This is a genomic window from Nocardia albiluteola, from assembly GCF_018860155.1.
GTDB lineage: Bacteria > Actinomycetota > Actinomycetes > Mycobacteriales > Mycobacteriaceae > Nocardia > Nocardia albiluteola.
Window position 1 is genome coordinate 388,761 of record NZ_JAHKNI010000007.1, and the last position, 19,356, is coordinate 408,116.

The 19,356-nt window shown below is 65.3% G+C and carries 22 protein-coding genes and 1 pseudogene; 12 read left to right on the forward strand and 11 right to left on the reverse strand.

Annotated features, from left to right (window positions below):
• Nucleotides 1-99: 99 nt before the first annotated feature.
• The 4 genes from KO481_RS22755 (at nt 100) to KO481_RS44000 (ending at nt 3,990) form a co-directional block, all read left to right on the forward strand.
• Complete coding sequence (locus tag KO481_RS22755; protein ID WP_215919452.1) at nt 100-546, forward strand: hypothetical protein; 447 nt, start codon at nt 100-102, stop codon at nt 544-546.
• Nucleotides 547-656: 110 nt separating this feature from the next.
• On the forward strand, nt 657-2,117 hold the full coding sequence (locus KO481_RS22760; RefSeq protein ID WP_308166741.1) for a serine/threonine-protein kinase: 1,461 nt from the start codon (nt 657-659) through the stop codon (nt 2,115-2,117).
• Between the two features lie 18 nt (nt 2,118-2,135).
• Entirely contained in the window at nt 2,136-3,632 is a 1,497-nt protein-coding gene (locus KO481_RS22765) for a serine/threonine-protein kinase (protein WP_215919453.1), read from the forward strand.
• A 229-nt stretch (nt 3,633-3,861) separates the two neighbouring features.
• Nucleotides 3,862-3,990 carry a hypothetical protein gene (locus KO481_RS44000; RefSeq protein WP_281066153.1) on the forward strand — a complete coding sequence of 43 codons (129 nt, stop codon included), beginning with the start codon at nt 3,862-3,864 and terminating at the stop codon, nt 3,988-3,990.
• 30 nt (nt 3,991-4,020) lie between these two features.
• On the opposite strand, the gene KO481_RS44850 is transcribed toward KO481_RS44000, so the two are convergent.
• Nucleotides 4,021-4,206, reverse strand: a complete 186-nt coding sequence (locus KO481_RS44850; protein ID WP_372452104.1) for a hypothetical protein — start codon at nt 4,204-4,206, stop codon at nt 4,021-4,023.
• On the opposite strand from KO481_RS44850, the gene KO481_RS22770 reads away from it, so the two are divergent.
• The 3 genes from KO481_RS22770 to KO481_RS22780 all read left to right on the forward strand — a co-directional run bounded on the left by KO481_RS22770 (nt 4,120) and on the right by KO481_RS22780 (nt 6,556).
• Nucleotides 4,120-4,404, forward strand: a complete 285-nt coding sequence (locus tag KO481_RS22770; RefSeq protein ID WP_215919454.1) for a hypothetical protein — start codon at nt 4,120-4,122, stop codon at nt 4,402-4,404. The genes KO481_RS44850 and KO481_RS22770 overlap by 87 nt on opposite strands.
• Before the next feature lie 449 nt (nt 4,405-4,853).
• Complete coding sequence (locus tag KO481_RS22775) at nt 4,854-5,858, forward strand: quinone oxidoreductase family protein (protein WP_215919455.1); 1,005 nt, start codon at nt 4,854-4,856, stop codon at nt 5,856-5,858.
• Complete coding sequence (locus KO481_RS22780; RefSeq protein WP_215919456.1) at nt 5,855-6,556, forward strand: SDR family NAD(P)-dependent oxidoreductase; 702 nt, start codon at nt 5,855-5,857, stop codon at nt 6,554-6,556. Before KO481_RS22775 ends, KO481_RS22780 begins: the two co-directional genes overlap by 4 nt.
• Nucleotides 6,557-6,718: 162 nt before the next feature.
• On the opposite strand, the gene KO481_RS22785 is transcribed toward KO481_RS22780, so the two are convergent.
• Genes KO481_RS22785 through KO481_RS22795 form a run of 3 tightly spaced genes read right to left on the reverse strand, consistent with a single transcriptional unit; the run spans nt 6,719 to nt 7,615 of the window.
• The gene (locus tag KO481_RS22785; RefSeq protein ID WP_215919457.1) at nt 6,719-6,868 is read right to left on the reverse strand and encodes a hypothetical protein; all 150 of its coding nucleotides are present in this window, start codon (nt 6,866-6,868) and stop codon (nt 6,719-6,721) included.
• 8 nt (nt 6,869-6,876) lie between these two features.
• A complete protein-coding gene (locus tag KO481_RS22790; RefSeq protein ID WP_215919458.1) occupies nt 6,877-7,197 on the reverse strand; it encodes a putative quinol monooxygenase in 321 nt (106 codons plus the stop codon).
• A gap of 25 nt (nt 7,198-7,222) precedes the next feature.
• Complete coding sequence (locus KO481_RS22795; protein WP_215919460.1) at nt 7,223-7,615, reverse strand: nuclear transport factor 2 family protein; 393 nt, start codon at nt 7,613-7,615, stop codon at nt 7,223-7,225.
• 90 nt (nt 7,616-7,705) lie between these two features.
• Here KO481_RS22795 and KO481_RS22800 point away from each other — a divergent pair, with 90 nt between their 5' ends.
• Nucleotides 7,706-8,560: a MerR family transcriptional regulator gene (locus tag KO481_RS22800; RefSeq protein ID WP_215919462.1), complete on the forward strand. Its 855-nt coding sequence runs from the start codon at nt 7,706-7,708 to the stop codon at nt 8,558-8,560.
• Nucleotides 8,561-8,700: 140 nt separating this feature from the next.
• Here KO481_RS22800 and KO481_RS22805 read toward each other — a convergent pair whose 3' ends face one another.
• The 4 genes from KO481_RS22805 to KO481_RS22820 all read right to left on the reverse strand — a co-directional run bounded on the left by KO481_RS22805 (nt 8,701) and on the right by KO481_RS22820 (nt 13,943).
• Nucleotides 8,701-9,366, reverse strand: a complete 666-nt coding sequence (locus KO481_RS22805) for a peroxiredoxin-like family protein (protein ID WP_308166744.1) — start codon at nt 9,364-9,366, stop codon at nt 8,701-8,703.
• Between the two features lie 122 nt (nt 9,367-9,488).
• Nucleotides 9,489-10,112, reverse strand: coding sequence for a TetR/AcrR family transcriptional regulator (locus KO481_RS22810; RefSeq protein ID WP_215919466.1), 624 nt, complete (start codon nt 10,110-10,112; stop codon nt 9,489-9,491).
• 239 nt (nt 10,113-10,351) lie between these two features.
• A complete protein-coding gene (locus tag KO481_RS22815; protein WP_215919468.1) occupies nt 10,352-13,633 on the reverse strand; it encodes a protein kinase domain-containing protein in 3,282 nt (1,093 codons plus the stop codon).
• 58 nt (nt 13,634-13,691) lie between these two features.
• Complete coding sequence (locus tag KO481_RS22820; RefSeq protein WP_215919470.1) at nt 13,692-13,943, reverse strand: hypothetical protein; 252 nt, start codon at nt 13,941-13,943, stop codon at nt 13,692-13,694.
• Here KO481_RS22820 and KO481_RS22825 point away from each other — a divergent pair.
• Together KO481_RS22825 and KO481_RS22830 are read left to right on the forward strand one after the other, a co-directional pair.
• Nucleotides 13,928-14,368, forward strand: a complete 441-nt coding sequence (locus KO481_RS22825; RefSeq protein WP_281066154.1) for an SDR family NAD(P)-dependent oxidoreductase — start codon at nt 13,928-13,930, stop codon at nt 14,366-14,368. The two genes, KO481_RS22820 and KO481_RS22825, sit on opposite strands and share 16 nt — an antisense overlap.
• Nucleotides 14,369-14,411: 43 nt before the next feature.
• The gene (locus KO481_RS22830) at nt 14,412-14,663 is read left to right on the forward strand and encodes a MoaD/ThiS family protein (RefSeq protein WP_215919474.1); all 252 of its coding nucleotides are present in this window, start codon (nt 14,412-14,414) and stop codon (nt 14,661-14,663) included.
• Here the strand turns inward: KO481_RS22830 and KO481_RS22835 are convergent.
• Nucleotides 14,576-16,102 carry an MFS transporter gene (locus KO481_RS22835; protein WP_215919475.1) on the reverse strand — a complete coding sequence of 509 codons (1,527 nt, stop codon included), beginning with the start codon at nt 16,100-16,102 and terminating at the stop codon, nt 14,576-14,578. The genes KO481_RS22830 and KO481_RS22835 overlap by 88 nt on opposite strands.
• Nucleotides 16,103-16,208: 106 nt before the next feature.
• Between KO481_RS22835 and KO481_RS22840 the strand changes: the two genes are divergently transcribed.
• Nucleotides 16,209-16,631, forward strand: a complete 423-nt coding sequence (locus KO481_RS22840; RefSeq protein ID WP_215919476.1) for a MarR family winged helix-turn-helix transcriptional regulator — start codon at nt 16,209-16,211, stop codon at nt 16,629-16,631.
• A 343-nt stretch (nt 16,632-16,974) separates the two neighbouring features.
• Here KO481_RS22840 and KO481_RS22845 read toward each other — a convergent pair whose 3' ends face one another.
• Together KO481_RS22845 and KO481_RS22850 are read right to left on the reverse strand one after the other, a co-directional pair.
• The gene (locus tag KO481_RS22845; protein WP_215919477.1) at nt 16,975-17,136 is read right to left on the reverse strand and encodes a hypothetical protein; all 162 of its coding nucleotides are present in this window, start codon (nt 17,134-17,136) and stop codon (nt 16,975-16,977) included.
• A 10-nt stretch (nt 17,137-17,146) separates the two neighbouring features.
• Nucleotides 17,147-17,839, reverse strand: a complete 693-nt coding sequence (locus KO481_RS22850) for an alpha/beta fold hydrolase (RefSeq protein WP_215919478.1) — start codon at nt 17,837-17,839, stop codon at nt 17,147-17,149.
• A 153-nt stretch (nt 17,840-17,992) separates the two neighbouring features.
• Here KO481_RS22850 and KO481_RS22855 point away from each other — a divergent pair.
• Nucleotides 17,993-18,262 (forward strand): annotated as a pseudogene (locus KO481_RS22855) (transposase); the annotation flags it as partial.
• Nucleotides 18,263-19,356 lie beyond the last annotated feature (1,094 nt).

Below are 19,356 nucleotides of genomic sequence, written 5' to 3' on the forward strand. Positions count from 1 at the left end.
GGCCGGCAGCGGCGGGCAAGGTGACGGCAAGGTCATGGAAAGGGCCATCTGGCAGCCTGATCAAGACCGACGAGAGTTTGCTGAGAAAGGATCGATCCAATGCGATGGTCAACTATGGCGGTCGTGTCGGCAGGGGCTGTGGCGGCCACATTGCTGCTGGCCTCGGGCACGGCCGACGCCCACCCGGGAGGGCCGCAGTACAGCTATGACCGGTTCCAATCACCGTCCGGCAACATCGCGTGCATGATCACCGGCGGCACCGATGTCCGCTGCGATGTCCACGATTTCGCGTTCACGCCGCCAGCGCGGCCCGCCGGTGGTTGTGGCGCAAGCGGATACGGGCACACAGTCACCATGTCGGTCGGCAGCGCGGCGCAGTTCACCTGTGCCGGAGATACCGTCGCAGACTCGAGCCTGCCGGTGCTCGACTACGAGACCACCACGGGGGTAGGGCAGGTCGAGTGCTACAGCACCACCGACTACATGTACTGCAGTGCCGGCAGCCACTACTTCCGCCTGTCCCGCGACACCTACGCCTTGCAGTGAGCACGACGCGCGCGATCGCCAGCGGTGTATCGCGCGCGTACTGGTCGTCCGTCGGCGTCGCTGCATGCCAGTGCGGTACCGTCCAGCACAGGAAACGGGAGGCGGGAATCGTGCAATTGGCGCCCGGGAGCGTGTTCGCCGGATACCGGATCGTGCGCCGACTCGGGGCGGGCGGTATGGGAACCGTCTACCTAGCACAGCATCCGCGGCTGCCTCGCCAGGACGCACTGAAGATCCTCAATCCGGCCCTGGGGCGCGATAGCGGTCTTCGCGCTCGGTTCCTGCGTGAGGCCGAACTGGCCGCGCGCGTGGAGCATCCGAACGTCGTATCGGTTTATGACCGCGGCTCCGTCGATGACCTGCTGTGGATCGCCATGCGCTATGTCGACGGCCTCGACGCCGCTGCGCTGATCCGCTACGGACCTACGGTCTTGACACCGGACCGTGTGCTGCGCATCGTCTCCGACGCCGCGCGAGGGCTCGACGCTGCGCACCGCTCGGGTCTGCTGCACCGGGATGTGAAGCCTGCCAATATCCTCATCTCGGCCGGCGACGACGGCGCCGATATCGCGCGTATCACCGATTTCGGAATCGCGCGATCAGTTGATGCCGTCACGAATACCACCACGGGCTCGGTGTTGGCGTCGTTCGCCTACGCCTCACCTGAGCAGCTCAATGGTGAGCCCCTGGATCCGCGCACGGATGTCTACTCGCTCGGTTGCTCGTTGTACGAGATGCTCACCGGTGCTCCACCATTCGAACGCCGGTCTGCGATCGCGGTAATGACAGCTCACCTCACCGAACCGCCACCACGGCCGTCAGCGGTCAACCCCGCACTCCCAGAGGCGCTGGACGTCGTGATCGCTCGGGCGTTGGCCAAACATCGCGACGAGCGATATGCCGGTTGCGGGGAGCTGGCAGACGCAGCGAACGCCGCATTCGCAACAGCCATCGAGACACCGACCGAGCTGCGCTCCGCGGTACCGGCCCGCTCGCGCCCGCGCTGGGCGGTTCTCGCGGCCGCGGCGGCATCTCTGCTGATCACTGCCGCGACAACGGCGGGAATCCAGATGTGTGGCAATGCTTCCGCACACCCCAAGCCCGCACCCACCGCGGCATCGACGACGGCGCGCACGACCACCACCGCTGCACCGTCGGCGTGGGGGCCGGGTGCCTACATCGTGGCTGCGTTCCCGGGACTGCTGCCCGCCGATCCGACGGCCACCGGATATCAGGGAATGCGATGCGCGCTCAACGACGCCCAAGGGCGCTGGGTGCAGTGCCCGGCCGGCGACGACAGCGCGTTCAGCGTGAATATTCACTGTGACCCCAGCCGTTCGCAGTTGACCTACTCGTCGAATATGTTCGGTCGCAGCAACATCCATGAAGAACACTGGACGCACGCGTCCGGTAGTGGCAGTGTCCGATGGGCCACCGACTCCCTCGCCGGTTTCGGGTTGCTGGACGTGGAATTCGACGACCCGGGGCGTTGGTTCTGCATCGTCACTGCTTCCGGCGGAACCGGAGGCCAGGATGTGGCCGGCCGTTGGTGGGCGCACGCACCGCTGTGATGCTGGACGAGAGAAACGATGACGCTGCCGATCGATTCCCTGTTCGCCGGATACCGCATCGACGGAGTACTCGGTGTCGGCGGCATGGGTGCGGTCTACCTGGCCCGCGATCCACGGCTGCCACGCTCGGTCGCACTGAAAGTGCTCGACCGCGCGAATGACGCGGAGCTTCGGATGCGGTTCGAGCGCGAAGCCGAACTCATTGCGCGCCTGGACCATCCGAACGTGATCGAAGTATATGACCGTGGCACGACCAACGGGCGACCCTGGATCGCCATGCGGCACATCGCCGGCACCGACGTCGCGCGACTCATCGCGCAAAGCCCTGCGGGGCTGCCGGTTCCCCGGGCCCTGGCAATCCTGGATCAGGCCGCGGCAGGACTCGACGCGGCACATCGCAAAGGCCTGGTACACCGCGATGTGAAACCTGCGAACCTGTTGGTCGGCGAAGACAACGGCGCCGATCACGTGGTCGTCACCGATTTCGGGATCGCATGGTCCGCCGAGGTCACCCCGCTGACCGAATCCGGGACATTGGTCGCGACACTGGCCTACGTTGCACCCGAGCAGATCATGCCAGATCCGGTCGATCGCCGGGCCGATGTCTATGCACTGGGCTGCACACTATACGAGATGCTCACTGGCTCAGTGCCATTCGAGCGTTCCAGCGTCGCTGACATCATCCTGGCACATCTCAATGACACACCACCTCCACCTACCTCTCGCATCGGATGTCTACCGCCCGCAATCGACGCCGTCATCACCATCGCACTGGCCAAGCGCCCCGAGCTGCGCTACGACAGCTGCGGCGCCCTTGCGATAGCCGCTCGACAAGCGCTCACTCCCGTCCCCCGAGTCTCTTCGACGGTAGAAGGCATTGCTCCGCAACGTCATCACCGGAAAAGGTGGGCCGCGGTCACTGCCATCGCTGTACTCGTGTCAGCGCTGGTGGCGATCGTTGCGGTACGCCCCTGGCGACCGCCTGCCACCGCAGTAGCGCCGGTATCATCGCCCACCTGGCCGATCTCGACCGTCACGACGGCCGCAACCACAACTACCGCGAATGGACGCGGGCCGGTGGTCACCGCCTGGGGACGCGACAACGACTTGGTCGCCCTACTGCCGCAACTGCTTCCAGTCAGCCCCGATGCCGCCGGGTATGGGGGTGCGCGCTGCACCGACGTAAACCAGCTCAACAACGGTCACGCTCCCGCAGTCGAATGCACGCAGGACAGCGGAATCACCTGGACCGTGTGGACCTTCCGCCCCGGCGATCCCCGCCGCGACTCCATGTATGCCACCGCACAGCACGACAGCACGATTCGAGACCAGAGCTGGACCCGCGCATCGAGTCACGGCAAGCTCCGCGATGGCACAGATCCCGGCAGCGGACAGGGCTGGCTGACTATATGCTTCGACGATCCTGCCCGTGCGTGGCTGGTGATCGATGTCGAAGCGGCCGGTCGTACTGGCCAGAATCTGGTCGACGAGTGGTGGGCGGCTGCTCCTGTGTGATGGTACGCCGACTACCAGTAGTTTGTTGACTTCGATGTATCAGCAGCATTCTGCAGACCGATGTACAAGCCAACCCGGTGCCGCAACCACTGCCGGAAATCAACGCCGAGGTTGATCAGCAATGACCGAACTCACGTTCAGCCAACGCTTCTGGGACTCCCTGACCAGCGCAAATCGGGTCGTCGATACCCCCCATACGTGAGGTTCCCCGTCGCGTCCGGACGCGTTGATGATCCGCGACCCCGGCAAGCCGATCAGGCAGAACGTCGCCGGGGTCGACATGACCGGTGAGGTGCCCGGCACGCTGCGGCAGTGGATTCCAACCGGGAAGGTGACTGGATGGCTGTTGTCCACCTAGCAATCCGGTACATAGACGGTCGCCGACCGCTCACGCTCGATCGTCAACTGGTGCCCGACTATGCACTCCGTCCCCGCGAAACAAGCAACTGAGGCGCAGCAGCCGTAGCCAGTCTCTGGGTAGATAGCGGTGGTCTTGGCGGTGAGCGATGGCGTGGTCGAACAGAGGCCGCAGCTGCTCGACCATCAGCTCTGCCGAGCCGAGCCTCTGGTGCAGAGCGGCCTCGCCGACGACGAACGCGAACTGAACCGTCACAGCTCGGGGGTCGTGACGGTTCATGGGAGTACACCGAACTCGACCGGCAGTTCAGAGCCCGAGTTCGTTGTATCGGCGTGCTGGATCGATCCTCGTGCCGGAGTTGATGCCGCTGGTGACTGGTTCAGTGTCGAGATCGAGCCGGTGGTGTTGGCGTAGTGCGTGTTCGGCATCGGTTTGGTCGGGTGTGAGTTGGGTTCGGCGGTGTTTCTCGGCCTGCGGGTCGGTGAGTTCGCTACGCTCGTCGATTGCAGGGCCGGGATGTGCTGCACCCAATCGGCACGCCCACAGTTCGGGCAGGAGATGTCATGGTCCATGTGGCTGCATCAGACCAGCAGTAGGATTGGCCATGATGTCCTCCAGTTCGATCCGATCCTCGGATTGCGGTAACCGGCGTGAGCATCGCAACAAATCTTGGCGAGCCGGCATCACCGGATTCTGGTGATGCCTGCGTGCAGCGCACTTCCAACTACCTGGACAGGTTCTTGCTTCTACAAGGAATAGGACCCCAATCAAGCCTGTTTACCTGACCAGGACAGGTAAATGCCTGACCGTCGGCGCCGTCGGATCGACGACGCCGTGACGTGAAGCGGCCGAGGAGTTCTGACGTGAAAGCAATCCAGATGACGCACCAGGGTGGCCCAGAGGTATTGCGGCTGGTGGAGTTGCCCGACCCGGTGCCCGGTCCGGGCCAAGTGCTGGTCCGGGTCGAGGCCGCCGCGGTCAACTTCTCCGACGTCATGCGCCGCCGCGGCGACGTCTACCCGGTCCCGACGCCCAGCCCATTCGTCCCGGGCGCGGAGGTGGCCGGGACTGTTGCCGCCGTCGGAGCGGGCGTCGACAACCTTCCGATCGGGACCCCTGTCTTCGGCACCGTCGGGACCGACGCCTCGGGCGGCTACGCGGAGCTCGCGGTGGCCTGGGGTGCGAGCCTGATCCCGATTCCCGCCGGTCTGACCCCTGAGGCGGGCGCGGGCATTGTTGTGTCGGGCTTGGCCGCCACCGTGATGCTGGAAGATCTCGCCCGCCTCGAGCCCGGCGAGACCGTCTTCGTCCCAGCCGCGGCCGGGGGTGTGGGCAGCTATGCGGTTAAGATCGCGAAACTGAAGGGCGCCACCGTGATCGCCGGGGCAAGTACCGCCGCCAAGCGTGAGATCGCGCTGAAGCTCGGGGCCGATCACGCCGTCGACTACACCGCCCCGGACTGGACCGATCAAGTTGCGGCGCTCACTGGCGGACGCGGCGTCGACGTCGCCCTCGAGATGACCGGCCCCGCACGCCTGATGGAGACGCTGAAGATCCTCGCGCCGTTCGGGCGGGTCATCGTCTACGGTTCGGTCTCCGGAACCGTAACGGGCCTGAACCCCGCCGCCCTGCAACCGCTCCTCTACGACCCTGCCCCGAGCCAGGCCCTGATCGGCTTCAATCTCGGCACCTGGTTCGAGCACCGCCTCACCGACGCGGGCGCCGCACTGGGACGGTTGGTCGACCGGATCGCCTCCGGTGCGATCGCTGTCCCCGAGATTCACACCCTGCCGCTGGCCGAGGCCGCCGAGGCCCACCGCCGCCTCGAAAAGGGCTTCACCACCGGCAAATTGGTGCTGAAGCCATGACCGCCGCGACACCCGAACGGGTCGCCGTCATCACCGGCGGTGCGGGCGCGATCGGCTCCGCGATTGAGCATGCAATGCGGGCGAGCGGGCACCGCACGGTCGTGCTCGACCGCGGTGGCGATATCGACGTCGATCTAGCCGACGAGCGGTCTACCCGGCGGGCCGCCACGCAGGTCCTCGAAAGCTACGGCCGCGCAGACGTTCTCGTGCACAGCGCGGGCGCCTTCGACCAGGCTTCGCTCCAGGAGTTGGATGCCGGGATCTGGCGCCACGTCCAGGCGGTGAATGTGGAATCGGTGCTGTGGCTCGCGCAGGCGTTCACGCCCGGCATGGCCGAACGCGGCTTCGGCCGCATCATTTTCGTCACCTCCGACACACTGTGGGAACCGCCCGCACCGGTCCTGCTCCCTTATGTCGCCAGCAAGGGCGCACTGACAGGGATCATGCGCTCGCTGGCGCGGGCGCTCGGTCCCGACGGGATCGCGGTGACCGCGGTGGCGCCGGGACTGACCGATACGCCGGGGTCACGCACGGTCAACTCGGACGACGATTTCGCGGCCCAGGTCGCGCGGCAAGCCCTGCCCCGCCGTCTGGTCCCCACCGACACGGCGGCGACCGTCGCGTTCCTGGCCTCCGACGCGGGCGCGGCGCTGACCGGTCAAACCCTGATCGCCGACGGCGGTCTGGTGCTGCGCTGACCGCGGGTGGCCCCGGCAGCGCCGTCCGGGGCCACCCCGATACCTGTTCGAGACAGCACTATGTTGTTCCTCATGACATCCGGTCCACAGCCCCGCGGCCGCGTTCCCGCGTCGACCGCGGCCGCCGGTGGTCTGGTCGGTAATGCGGGCACGACAGTTGCTTCAGGGCCTGGGCTTGCACACGGGCCATGAGCTACTGCTCATGCATCTGGGTGTCTCGTAGGCGGCGAAATGGCCGCCCCGCGTGGGCGTGCCGTAGTAGCGCAGATCGGTGTAGCGGGTTCGTGCCCAGCGTTCGGACAACTCGGTCATATCGCTCCCTAGTGGTTGCGCAGTGCGATTCCCTCGCCCTGGAAGATTTCGTCGTAGAAATGGATGACCAGAGGCTGAGTCAGCATCGTTTCGAACGTGGCGGTGAAGCCGTTCTCGGTGCGCCAGTCGAGATAGTCGGTGTAGTTGTGGCGTTCGGTCCACCGGGTCAGCCCGCCGACATGATCGGCGTCGTCCTGGTCGCGCAGGATGCGAATGTCCTCACATCCGTTGTGCTCGAGGCTTTCTCCGAGGATCTGCAGGAGGAGTTCCGCGACGTCATCGCCGCGGCCGGGCTGCGCGAACAACTCGGTGACTACCGTCGTGCTCATCAGGTGCTCCCTTCGCGGTGTTCGCCTACACAGGCCGAGGGGCGTGCTGCTCGGCGGTGACGGGCCGGTTGTGCAGGGTGATGAGGCTGGTGATCTTGCCGTCCGCGACGGTGAAGTAGTTGGTCAGGATGAGCTCGGCCGGCAGGTTCGTCTTGTCGTAGTCGCCGTCGTAGCGCGCTCTCACGATCGTCAGCGTGTGGTGGGTCACGATCTCGGTCACCGCCATCGTGACCTTGTCACCGACCAATTCGTGTTCCGCCCACGCGCGAATCGCGTCAGCACCCCAGAATTCCCGCTGCGCATCGTTGACGAGGGCGTCGTCGGCGAACGTGGCCATGATCGCGTCCAGGTCGAAGGCATTGACGGCCGCGATGTGGGCGGCGATGAGGTCCGGCAGTTGGCCGGTCATGGTTTTCATGCCATGACCTTCGACCGTACGGCTACCGGAGGGTCAACTCTCTGGGATGTGCTGGACCCTCCGGTAACAGGAGAGTTGATACTGGGTGACATGCGCGAGGGCCTGACGATCGGCGAGTTTTCCCGGGTGACGCACCTGAGCGTGAAGACACTGCACCACTACCACGACGTCGGGTTGCTCGCGCCGGTGCACGTCAGCCAGGGCACCGGGTACCGCTACTACTCGCTCGACCAGGTCCCGATCGCGCAGGTGATCGTCCGGTTGCGCAATCTCGACATGCCCGTGCCGGACGTGAAAGCCGTCCTCGCCACCCAGGACGTCGACGCGCGTAATCAGCTGATCACGTCGCATCTCGCCCGGCTCGAGCACCAGCTTTCCCGGACGCAAAGTGCCGTCGAAGCATTGCGCGACCTGCTGAACCGGCCGGTGCGCGGGCCTGCCATCGAGCACCGCACTGTCGCTGCCCAACCCGCAATGGCTATTCGCGAGGTCGTCGAACGCCAGGACATCGTGAGCTGGTGGCAGGGCGCACTCGGTGAACTCTATGGTCTTGCCGCAGCTCAGAAGCTCCGCCCGACCGGACCGGTCGGGGGCGTGTTCGCCAACGAGATACTCGTGCACGAGCAGGGCGAAGCGCTGGTGTTCGTTCCAGTCGACCTTTCGGCGGGCAATGACGCGCGTCCGATCGGACGGGTCAAGCCCCTCGTCGTGCCCGGCGCCGAACTGGCGGTCGCTACCCACCACGGCCCGCTGACCACCATCGACCTGACCTACGGCGATCTGGGCACGTACACCGCACGCCACGAGATCGGCATCGACGGACCACTACGCGAGTACTACCTCCGCAACCCGCTCAACGCTACCCCGGAGGAAGACCCCGTCACCGAAGTCGGCTGGCCCATCTTCAGATCCGACGGTCGGAGCGATGTTCCTGGCGTGCAGTAAAAACTCTCCGACGCCGGGCTCGCCGCCACGGGTCAAGCTTCCATGACCTCACGGGCGGCGAGCTGCGCACCCGGCCGAAGCGACGAAACAGCAGTCGCCAAGCCGCTGTGCGCATCTCGCCTGCTGTTTCGATGTGATGCTCAGTCGAGCTTGTCGAGCGCGCCGAGGATGTCGGAGGTCTCGGTACGGGTGGCGTAGTTGGGGTGGACGTCGATCCAGCGGATCGTCTTGTCCGCGCCGATGATGAGTACCGTCGGCATCGGCAGGCCGAATCCGTTGTCGGCGTTGACAATCGACAGATCCAGACCCAGGCTCTGCTGGGCCTCGCGCACCTCGTCGGTGGGCGCGGTGAGGATGCCCAGTTGCCGGGCGATCTGGTTTCCGGGATCCGACAGCACGGTGAAGGTCAGATCGTTCTTCTCCGCCATGGTCATGGAGCCGTCGGGATGCTGCGGGCTGAGCGCGATCAACCCGACGCCCCGCTCGGCCAGGGCGGGCACCAACTGCTCCTGATATGCCCGCAGGGCGAGGTTGCAGTAAGGGCACCAGGCCCCGCGGTAGGTGATGAGAACGGTCGGCTTGTTCGCCAGGGCGGTGTAGAGGGTGGTGGGCAGACCGTTCATGTCGAGCAGGTCGGCGTCGGACACCATGGTGCCCGGTCGTGCGACGCCGTCGGGGATTCCGCGGGTGGCCAGGTCCGACTGCTCGGCGCCGAAGGCGGCCAGGGCGGATGCGGGGAGCTGGGTGGCACTCGACTGATGCATGAGCTCGACGCGTTCGGCGATGGTGGTGTTCGTAGAGGTCACGTCCGTCCCTTTCCAGGCATGGGAAGCGAGGAGGCGAGCACCCGGCCGGTCGGCCGGAGCTCGGCGAAAATGGCTTCGCTTCTCCAGTCCTACAGACATGAAAATGGATTATCAATGCCAATTTATGTGACCGGGAGGGTTCGGGATTCGATGTGCTCGATCATCGTGTCCAATGCGGTTTCCAACGGCGCCGTGTCACGTTGCAGCTGAGTCAGCAGCAGTGCGCCCTGCAACGCCGCCAGGGTGGTGGTGGCGATCTTGTCCGGGTCGGCAGCGGGCTCTAAGCGGCCCGCTTCGGCCATCGCCCGCAGTCCGGAGCGAACTCCGAGTTCCCAGCGTTGGAACGCGACGGCGATATCGGCCCGGGCGGCCGAATTGATCTCGGCCAGTTCACTACCCAGCGACCCCAGCGGGCAGCCGCCCCGGCAGTGCAGCCGCTGCTGATGCGCGACCAGGAAGTCGCGCCAGGCCCGGAACCCGTCGACGGTGTCCAGCCGGGCGAACATGGGTTCCTGCCCGCCGACGACCGTGTCGCTCTGATAGGCGATCACCGCGCGGATCAGCGCGTTCTTGTCGGTGAAGTAGTGATAGACCTGAGAATTGCTTACCCCGGCGGCATCGCGCACATCCTCGACCTTCGTCGCGGCCACACCGTGCTCGAACATCAACTGCGCTGCCGCCATTACGATCCGTTGCCGCGTCTGCTCACCCTTCGGCGTCAACCGCCGCGTCTTCGTACCGCCCATGCCTCCACAATATCGGATTTTCTGGAATCGACAGTCCATTTTCATGGGCTCACGATTGGCCTATCGAAGCCAAAATCCTCTGTCGAGGGAGAGCATCATGAAGGACCTGCACGCGCGGTACGGCACCTACGCACTGGTCACCGGGGCATCGTCGGGCATCGGCGCCCCGAGATCACCCACATGCCGGACTTTCTGGTTGCGGCCGCCGTTCTTCACGCTGAGGTTCGCCATCCATTGGATCAGTGCCCTTCGACGTATTCTGCGATCCAGGCTGCGATTTGCGCACGGGAGGTGAATCCGAGTTTGGTGAGGATGTGCTCCACGTGGCCCTCGGCGGTACGTTGGGAGATCACCAGTTTCGCCGCGATCTGCTTGTTGGTCAGGCCCTGGGCGACGAGGTCTGCGACCTGCCGCTCACGCCTGGTCAGAGGCACATCCGGACCTGATGTGAGTATCTTGTCGGTGGGTTGCTCGCCGAGTGCGTAGGCGACGGCTTCGTCCATCCTCATCGCCCCGCCGCGCCGGAAGGCCGAATCGTACCCACGTGCGCCGAGGGCGGATCGCGCCAGCCGGACGCATTCGTCGTGATGCTGCAACATTATTGGGATCATGCTCGTGGTGTTACCCACAGACCGGTCTAATTCCCGCGCGGCTCCCATCAGTACAGCCGCGCGCTCGGCGTCACCGTCGGCGCACACAATCCAGGCCAGTGCTTCGAGACTCAATGCAGCGACGACCGGGCCGCGCACCCGCCGGGCGACCTGCAGCGCCTGCTCGAGCAGTTGCATTGCCCGCGACCCCTCACCTCGCTGCCAAACCGCAACGCCCATGCCCCACAGCGCCGTCGACCGGAAGAACGATTCGCCGCATGCTTCGGTGACAGAGAGCATTTGCCGGTGAATTTCGATCGCCTGTTGTGTATCACCGCTCCGACCGCGCACCCAACCGAGCGCGGTTAGAGCCATGAGGTACAGAAACCCTCGCCGATTCGAGCTGAACGTTTCGACGGCACGTTCAAAGAGGGAAGACGCGCGAGCAAGCTCACCACTATAGAATGCCACGGAGCCGTCCGCGTAGGCGATCAGCGCCTGGACCATGGGGGTGGAATCGTGCGCCGCCAGCGCGTGTGCCTCCTCCGCCAGGGCGGTTGCCGCCTGCAACTCGCCCTGCGCCACCGTCATGATGCAGCCTACTTGCAGTGCTTTTACGCGGTCAGGTATGGGTATCGATTGCCGGGCAGGGTGATTCAGAACGCCGTCGATCCAGCGCCGGCCTTCACCGTAGAGACCCCGATAGACCCAGAACGGAAGTAGCGCGGCGGCGGTGCGTAGCCCGGCCTCGGCGGCCTGTTCGGTGCCTTCGCTGAGGCTGCACTCGAGCGCGTCGCGTAGGTTCGGCACTTCGCGTTCGAGCCTGGCGATCCAGGATGGCTGCTGGTCGCTGATCCATCCGGTCTCTGCGTCCAGTACCAGCTGCTGGTACCAGTCGCGGTGCCGGCGCCGTAACTCTTGCTCCTCGCCGGACTCGCGCAGCTTCTGCCGACCGTAGTCGTGCAGGGTCTCCAGCATTCGGAACCACACAACACCATTCGACTCGTCCCGGATCAGGATCGACTTGTCCACCAGCGACGACAGCACATCGAGCGGGTCCTCCGGCGCCGGACCGTCACCACACACCTGTTCTGCGGCGTCGAGTTCGAAGCCGCCGTCAAACACCGACAACCGGGCCCACATCCGCTGCTCAACCGGGGTGCACAGGCCGAAGCTCCAGTCGATACACCACCGCAGCGTCTGCTGCCGTGTCGGTGCGGTGCGGCTGGCGCGAGTCAGCAGCGCGTACCGGTCGTCGAGGCGCTGCAGGATCTGCTCGGGCGAGAGCGTGCGCATCCGTGCCGCGGCCAGTTCGACCGCCAGCGGAAGTCCGTCCACTCGTGCACAGATCCGCGCGACGGTGAACTTGTTGTCCTCCGAGAGTTCGAAACCCGGCACCGCCGCGGTCGCGCGTTCGGCAAACAACGTCACCGCGTCGTATTTGGACAGTCCTCGCAGCGACGGCTCCCGATCCGGATCCGGCACCGTCAGCGGCGACACCCGCAGCACCGCCTCGCCGGCGATATCCAGCGGTTCGCGGCTGGTGGCCAGGATCCGCAGGTTAGGACAGGCCCTTAACCAGGCCTCGACCAGCTCCGCCACCGCCGCCACCAGTCGCTCGCAGTTGTCCAGCACTAGCAGCATCTCCTGCGTGGACAAGAACTCGACAATCGTTTCCGGCAGCGGGCGTGCCGGATCGTCGCGCAACCCCAGGGTGGCCGCCACCACCTCGACCAGCAGTAATGAGTCGGACACGTCGGCCAGCTCGACCACCCGCACTCCGTCGGGGAACTCGCGGCGTACGTTGGCCACCGCTCGCAGCGCCAGCCGCGTCTTGCCGACGCCGCCGATCCCGGTCAAAGTCACCAGCCGCGACGAGGACAGCAGACTCTTCACCTTCGCCAGCTCGCTGCGGCGGCCGACGAAACTGGTCAACTCCAGCGGCAGAGTACCGCCCCGAACCGCCGCCGGCGCCGAGGTCCGCTGGGACCCCCCTAGAGGCGGCGTCGGACCTCGACGCGCTGAGACCGGTTCTGCTTGCAGCGCCATCTCGTCGACCTGGTACCCGCGGTGGCGCTGCACCTGCCGGATCGCTTCTCCGAACTCCGCCGCCGACGGCCGCTCACGCGGATCGCGACTCATCGCCGTCGCCACCACAGAGGAAGCGTCCGCGGCGATGCCGTCCTCGCGCAGGTCTGGCACCGGCTGGGTCGTGATCCGCAGGAACTGGGTCACCACGTTCTCTCCGCTGCGTCGCTCGAACGCCGCATGCCCGGTCAACGAGCAGAACAGGGTGGCACCCAGCCCGTAAACGTCCGCGGCCGGGGTTGGAGCCTGGCCCTCGAGAACCTCCGGGGCGATGAACGCCGGGGACCCCGTCACGGCGCCCGCGGTCGTCTGGAATCCGCCGGAGATCCGTGCGATGCCGAAGTCGGTCAGTGAGGGCTCGCCGTAGTCGGTGAGCAGAATGTTGCCCGGTTTCACGTCCCGGTGCACGATGCCCAACCGATGCGCGGTCTCGAGCGCTCCGGCGATCTTCACTCCGATCCGCAACACGGTATCCGTTGGCAACGGCCCCTGCCCGCGAATCCGGGCGTCCAGCGAACCCAGAGGGTGATACGGCATCACCAGAAACGGGCGCCCGCTCGCTGTGGCACCTACCTGCAGCACCGCAACGATGTTCGGATGCCCGGTCAGCCTCCCCATCGCCTGCTGCTCCCGGACGAACCGCGCCCCGTCATCTTCATCCAGCTCGGTGGTCAGGACCTTCACCGCTACCGTGCGGTCCAGCGCTGTCTGTGCACAGCGGTAGACCACACCGAAACCACCCCGCCCGATCTCCTCCGCATCGGCGAACCCGGCTACGCTCAACTCCTCCGCGATCGGTGCGGATTCATCACGGACTGTCTGTAACGGATCTCCCTCGGCCATCGGCTACAACCATCCGCCAGTACGCTGCCGACAACGGGCAGCATGTGCTAACTGTGCATCAATTACTACGATATCCCACCCGTACGCCGACGACCGCAGCGACTTCCGAATAACGGCCCTGTTCACCATTCGGCGGTATTGGATCATAAACTCCGTCAATTGAATTACGTGGCGAAGGCATGTCCTGTGCCCAACCGGCCATCCCGGCCGAAAGGATGGCAAAATGGGCCGGCAGCCAGCTCGGGGCGAATTCGCGACGTAGCTGCTGCCGGTAGAGCTGTTCATCGGTGAAGATTGCGCGGTCCAGCACGCCGCTCTCGGTATCGACCAGCCTGGGACATCGACATTTCGGACCAGCTCGGCAGTTCGCCTCGAGGAGCCACGCTGGGAGGCAAGCTCGATGGGCAGGTCATCGCTGGGACCGGCAGCCCAATGGGTACCGGTGCCGATTTAGCCGCCGGGCTGGCTGAACGAGGTCCAACTATCACGCTCATCGATCGCAATGACTCCTCAGTGACTCAGCGAAAGATCGAGGAGGCCGACGGCCGTTGTGCCTCGTTCATCGCTGATGTAACGCCAGAGGAACAGATCAGCGAGCTGGCTTATAACATTCGCGATGTGTTCGAGCACATCAACATGCTCGTAAAAGATGCCAGCATCAGTATTGTCCGCCCATTCAATGGCACCGGCACTGACCTCTGGCAGCGCATGAGTATGCCGCGCAGGGGGACGTAACGCGAGAGAACATCGAGCGAGCTGCTGCTCGTGTGACCGAGATTTGGAAGGTCACGTCGACGCCCCCGACTTCGCCGCCATCGCCGATCTCACCGTTCGCAGCAGCGAAACCCTCGACTCGGCCTCCGAGGCCGCCATCGCCGACCTTCGTGTCGCGCTCACCGATCGCTACGGCGAAGGCATGGACAGCTTGCTCGATGTTGCCGCCTACCTCATCGGCGACGAACTCACCCGCGATCCGTCGGCCTCGCTGACGTCCTGGGTAGACGTGCTGCCCTCCTTCGCGGGCGGCTGAGCTACCTCGGCCGGTTGCCCTGCGGCGGCGGTGACGCCGAATGCGGCGAGTAAGGCGGCGAGCGCGAGGATTGCGGTGCTGGCTTCGAACGCGATCCGGAATCCTTGGGTCAGTGCGGTTTCGGGCGTCGCGCCGGTGCCGAGGAGCCCGGTGCTGCGATGAAACGCCACCGTGCTGAACACGCCGAGGCCGAACGCACCGCCCAACTGTTGTGTCGTGGTCACTAGCCCCGACGCCAATCCCGCGATGTCCTCGTGAGTTTCGCCGACCGCTGCGATCGTGATCGAGACGAACCCCAGGCCCATGCCGAACCCGGCGATCAACAGGCCGGGCAGCAACGCAAGATAGCTGCCGGTGGGAGAGAGGCGCGAGAGCAGAAACATGCCGCACGCAGCTGCCGCCATCGCCGTCGTGAGTACCGGCCGGACGCCGAGGCGTGGCGTGAAGCCCATGGCGGCACCGAATCCCGCAGTGACCAACGCACAGAACGGAAGCCAGGCCAACCCAGTGCGCGCCGGACTGTAGTGCAGCACCTGTTGCATGTACAGCGAGACGAACAGCAACATCGACAGAATGGCCGAGCAGAACAGCACATTGGCCGTGTTCGCGACAGCGCGGTCTCGATCGCGGAAGAAGTCAAGCGGGATCAACGGTGTGGCGTAACGCATTTCCCGCACCATGAAGGCCGCGAGCAAGCCGACGCCGATGGCGATCCGGATTGCCGTGGTCGTGCCTGCCGCTCGCCCGCTGTCAACCAGTCCGAGGTCAAGTGCGGCGACGGCTCCGGTGACCAATGCCGCGCCGATGCCGTCGAGCCGGGTGTTGTCCTGCCGCACACGAGGTTTCGTCGGAACGAGTCGCGGGACCGCGATGAACGCGATGATGGCCACCGGCACATTGATCAAGAAACACCAACGCCAACTGGCGTATTCGGTGAGCACGCCCGACAACACCACGCCGACTGTGGCCGCCATTCCGCCGAGTCCGGCCCAAATGCCCAGGGCGCGCGTGCGGTGACGCGGATCGGTGAAGAGTCCGGCCACGATGCTCAACGCGGCAGGCCCGGCCAGTGCGCCGCCGATGCCCTGTCCCGCGCGGCTGGCAATGATCATGGTCGCGTTCTGTGCGAGCCCGGTGGCCAGCGATGAGGCCCCGAACAGCGTCACGCCGACCAGGAAGACCCGCTTCCCGCCGAACAGATCCGCACAGCGTCCCCCGAACAGCAGGAAGCCGCCGAACAGCAGCAGGTAGGCGTTGATAATCCAGGTCAGATCGCTCTGCGACATGTGCAGCGATCGTTGAATCGTGGGTAGGGCGACGTTGACCACGGTGTCGTCGAGATTCAGCATCATCTGCACCGAGCACAACAAGGTGAGCCCGAGATAGGCCGCGGTCGAGGGCTTGGCCCGCAGGCCATCAGCGGGAAGCGGGACGTTCATGAGTTCCTTCCAGATAATAGTGGTAGACCACCAATATTGGCCTAGTGTGGCAGCTGGACTGGTGGTGGTCAACCACCAATATTCGAGAAGTGGGTACAGTACGGTCATGAGTGACGACAGCGGAGTGCCGAGTAACGCGGAGCTGGTCGATGTGTTGCAGCGCGCCGTCGGCCTGGTCCGCGCCCACTTCGCCGCAGGCACCGCGCGGCTCGGTGTCACGCCCGCAGAAGCCAAGGTGCTCAACCAGTTTACGGAGCCGATGACCCTCAAGGAGTTGTCAACCAGGCTCGGTGCGGACCTGTCCAATACCGCGACGACCGTCGATCGGCTCGAATCGCGTGGACTGGTGCGCAAGGAAATACACCCCGGCGATCGCCGAGCGCGCCTGTTGACGTTGACGGACGACGGCCACGCGCTTCGACAGAAGCTTGACGCCGAGGTGTTTCGCAGCGTGCCCGCGCTGGAAGTGCTGGACGCGCGGGCACGTCGAGAACTGCACGACCTACTGAAGCAGGTCGTGAGCCCCTAGTCGAAATCGGTACTGCGGCCCGCAACGACTCCACCGACGACCGATTCTGCGAGATCGCCCAGCCCGGCAGCAACATGCCCGCCCCGCAACGGCCGCCCGCATCACTCGCACCACCCCCCAGCGCCCGACGATAGAACCCCACCAGCCACCACAACCCCCCGAGACAAATCACCAGCTCCCAGCATGATCGACAGTCCCTCCAATGGAGCTGCACCCATCGGGGTTGCCGTCGATCCATTCGTGAAGTGGCGCCAGGCCCTCGAAGTAGTCGATCGGTGCGCTCAGGCGGCAGACGAACACGTCAGCGGTCCCCTCGGAATATGTAGCAGCAGTTCAACTTTGGCTAGACATAGCCGCCCGGTGCCTTCTTGGTCGCGGTGATGGTGCAGGCAAGGAATTGTGCCCAGCTTGTATGGGCGTAGGCGGCCCATCGATGCGCGGAGGTCGGGCTGACGCCGAACATGTCGGTGACGACGATCGGGTCGAGGTCGGTGATGTTGGCCATCATTGCGGGCCTACGCCTGTGCCTCGACGGTCCTGGCGGCGTCACGGATCACGTCGAGGACGAATTCAGGGTGCGAGAGCATCGGGACGTGGCTGCTGTCGATGTCATAGGTCTTCGCGCCCATGCGCTTGGCGGCGGCCCGCTCCAGGTCGGGGTTCACGGTACGGTCATTGTTGCAGACGATGTACCAGCTCGGCTTCGTCCGCCAAGCCACGCCGGGAACCTGCTGGTTGAAGAGGTCGGCGACCGGCACGGCGCCCACGGACAAGACCAGCTGCTGCTCGGCTTCCGGGAGGTCACCGCAGAAGTCGGCGACGCCCTCGGGCTTGAGCCAGACGCGGTTGTCCTTGACCTCGATCTTCGAGAAGACGGGCGTCTTCTCGAACTTGTCCTGCTCGTCCTGCGACGTCTCGTTCTCATCCGGGCCGAGTGCGGCAATGTACACCAGAGCCTTGACGCGGTCGTGAACGCCCGCCTTGGTGATCAGGGTCCCGCCGTAGGAGTGCCCGACGAGCACGACCGGGCCGGGCACGTGGTTGATGGTGAAGGTAACGGCGGCGACATCGCTTTCGAGCGAGTCGAGGCCGTGCTGCGAGGCGAACACCTCATGGCCTTCAGCCTGGAGGGTGGGGATGAGCTTGTTGAAGCACGATCCGTCGGCCCAGAGCCCGTGGGCAAACACGATGCTAGCCTTGCTGGCCATAACATTTCCTCCTCAACGGTATCAATGCATGATGGCGTCCAACGTGTCACTTTACGTGGTGGACGTGCATGTCGCTCGATCCCGTCAATTGGCCATGGGGGCCGCCTCTGGCCGGCTGCCCCAGATTCCAGACAAACAGTGCTCCGTAGGGACGATCGGCGCTGCCGGGTGTTGTCGGTCCTGGTCACCGCCGGTCAGGCCGGTGACAGCCCGCAGTTCACTGCGGTGCTGGACGGTATTTCGGTTCCGAAACTCGGTGGCGGCCGGGCGCGGGTGCGACCGGATCGGGTGTTGGCCGACAAGGCGTATTCCAGCCGTGGTAACCGGGAGTGGTTGCGTCGTCACGGGATCGCCGCGACTATCCCGGTCCCGGCGGACCAGGCCGCGCACCGGCGGCGTCGAGGCCGTGCCGGTGGCCGGCCGTAGTGAACATCGACCAATGGTGCGATCGCCTGTGCTGCGGCATACGAGGATCCGTACTCATCCAGACGCTCGAGGGCCAGACGCACGGCCTTCTCACGAACCCCGGGCGGATAACGCTTCGACATGATGGAAACCATCTTCCACTAGGAAGAAGCGGCCCCCAACCCGTGACGATTCATATGGCCGAACGTGTTTGGAGTGAGAAGGATCTGGTCAGGCGGGCAAATCGGCGCCTGGCCGTCCTACAACATGCTGAGGAGGTCAGCGGCAACGTCGCTGCGACGTGTCGCTACTACGGCATCAGCCGCAACGTCTTCCCCAACTCCGAATCGTCAGATAGCAAAAGACCCCTTCCGACCCTGGTCGGAAGGGGTTTTTCTATGTCGGGCTGACAGGATTTGAACCTGCGACCACCTGACCCCCAGACTCATCATGGTGGCATCTTCGCACGTCAAGCACGTTATTCGTAGTTCGCCTGCGTGTCGTATGCGCTGGTCGTGTACTGCCGCTTACGCCGTGCGGCCCCAAATTGGCCCCAACATTCGGGGTCGGGTGGGAGACCCGTTCAGCCTGGTTGGGGGTATGTGGAAGAGCTTCCACGGCCTTCGGCCGTGTGCCCCTGGGTGGTGGCGCCTGCATTGTGTTCCCGCGCCCCTCCAACCTCAAGGGCGCCTACGGCGTCGCCTTCGGCGATGGCCTGCGGCCACCCTTGACCTTGGAGCCTCTACGCGAGAAGAGCAGGCGTTAACGGGCAGGCCGGGGGCCTGCCCGGGGATGGCGCAAGCGCCACCCCCCAGGGGCAAAGAACCCGCCGGCGCCCGCGGTTCGGCGGTTGTGCAGCTGCGGCCGTGGCAGCGGGCCCGAGGGTCGGCGCGTCGGCATCGTGGTTCGATCGTCGGCGGCCGACGGGACATCTCCCCTGACCGTCCCCCCGGCCCTTCCTCCGAAGGCTTTACGAGCACGGATCGGTGCTTGCTCAAGGGTGGCCGCAGGCCATCGGCGGAGCCGACGCGACGAAGGAGCGCCCTTGAACAAGTGGCGAGCCGGGCTCAGGCTGAGAGCCAAGGAAGGGCCTTCCCTTCGTGTTCACGAGG

Bases quoted from the DNA above. Each gene is read 5' to 3' on its own strand.
- KO481_RS22755 (WP_215919452.1), top strand. From the start codon at position 100: ATGCGATGGTCAACTATGGCGGTCGTGTCGGCAGGGGCTGTGGCGGCC.
- KO481_RS22765 (WP_215919453.1), top strand. From the start codon at position 2,136: ATGACGCTGCCGATCGATTCCCTGTTCGCCGGATACCGCATCGACGGA.
- KO481_RS44000 (WP_281066153.1), top strand. From the start codon at position 3,862: ATGATCCGCGACCCCGGCAAGCCGATCAGGCAGAACGTCGCCGGGGTC.
- KO481_RS22780 (WP_215919456.1), top strand. From the start codon at position 5,855: ATGACCGCCGCGACACCCGAACGGGTCGCCGTCATCACCGGCGGTGCG.
- KO481_RS22785 (WP_215919457.1), bottom strand. From the start codon at position 6,868: ATGACCGAGTTGTCCGAACGCTGGGCACGAACCCGCTACACCGATCTG.
- KO481_RS22790 (WP_215919458.1), bottom strand. From the start codon at position 7,197: ATGAGCACGACGGTAGTCACCGAGTTGTTCGCGCAGCCCGGCCGCGGC.
- KO481_RS22795 (WP_215919460.1), bottom strand. From the start codon at position 7,615: ATGAAAACCATGACCGGCCAACTGCCGGACCTCATCGCCGCCCACATC.
- KO481_RS22800 (WP_215919462.1), top strand. From the start codon at position 7,706: ATGCGCGAGGGCCTGACGATCGGCGAGTTTTCCCGGGTGACGCACCTG.
- KO481_RS22810 (WP_215919466.1), bottom strand. From the start codon at position 10,112: ATGGGCGGTACGAAGACGCGGCGGTTGACGCCGAAGGGTGAGCAGACG.
- KO481_RS22815 (WP_215919468.1), bottom strand. From the start codon at position 13,633: ATGGCCGAGGGAGATCCGTTACAGACAGTCCGTGATGAATCCGCACCG.
- KO481_RS22835 (WP_215919475.1), bottom strand. From the start codon at position 16,102: ATGAACGTCCCGCTTCCCGCTGATGGCCTGCGGGCCAAGCCCTCGACC.
- KO481_RS22840 (WP_215919476.1), top strand. From the start codon at position 16,209: ATGAGTGACGACAGCGGAGTGCCGAGTAACGCGGAGCTGGTCGATGTG.
- KO481_RS22845 (WP_215919477.1), bottom strand. From the start codon at position 17,136: ATGGCCAACATCACCGACCTCGACCCGATCGTCGTCACCGACATGTTC.
- KO481_RS22850 (WP_215919478.1), bottom strand. From the start codon at position 17,839: ATGGCCAGCAAGGCTAGCATCGTGTTTGCCCACGGGCTCTGGGCCGAC.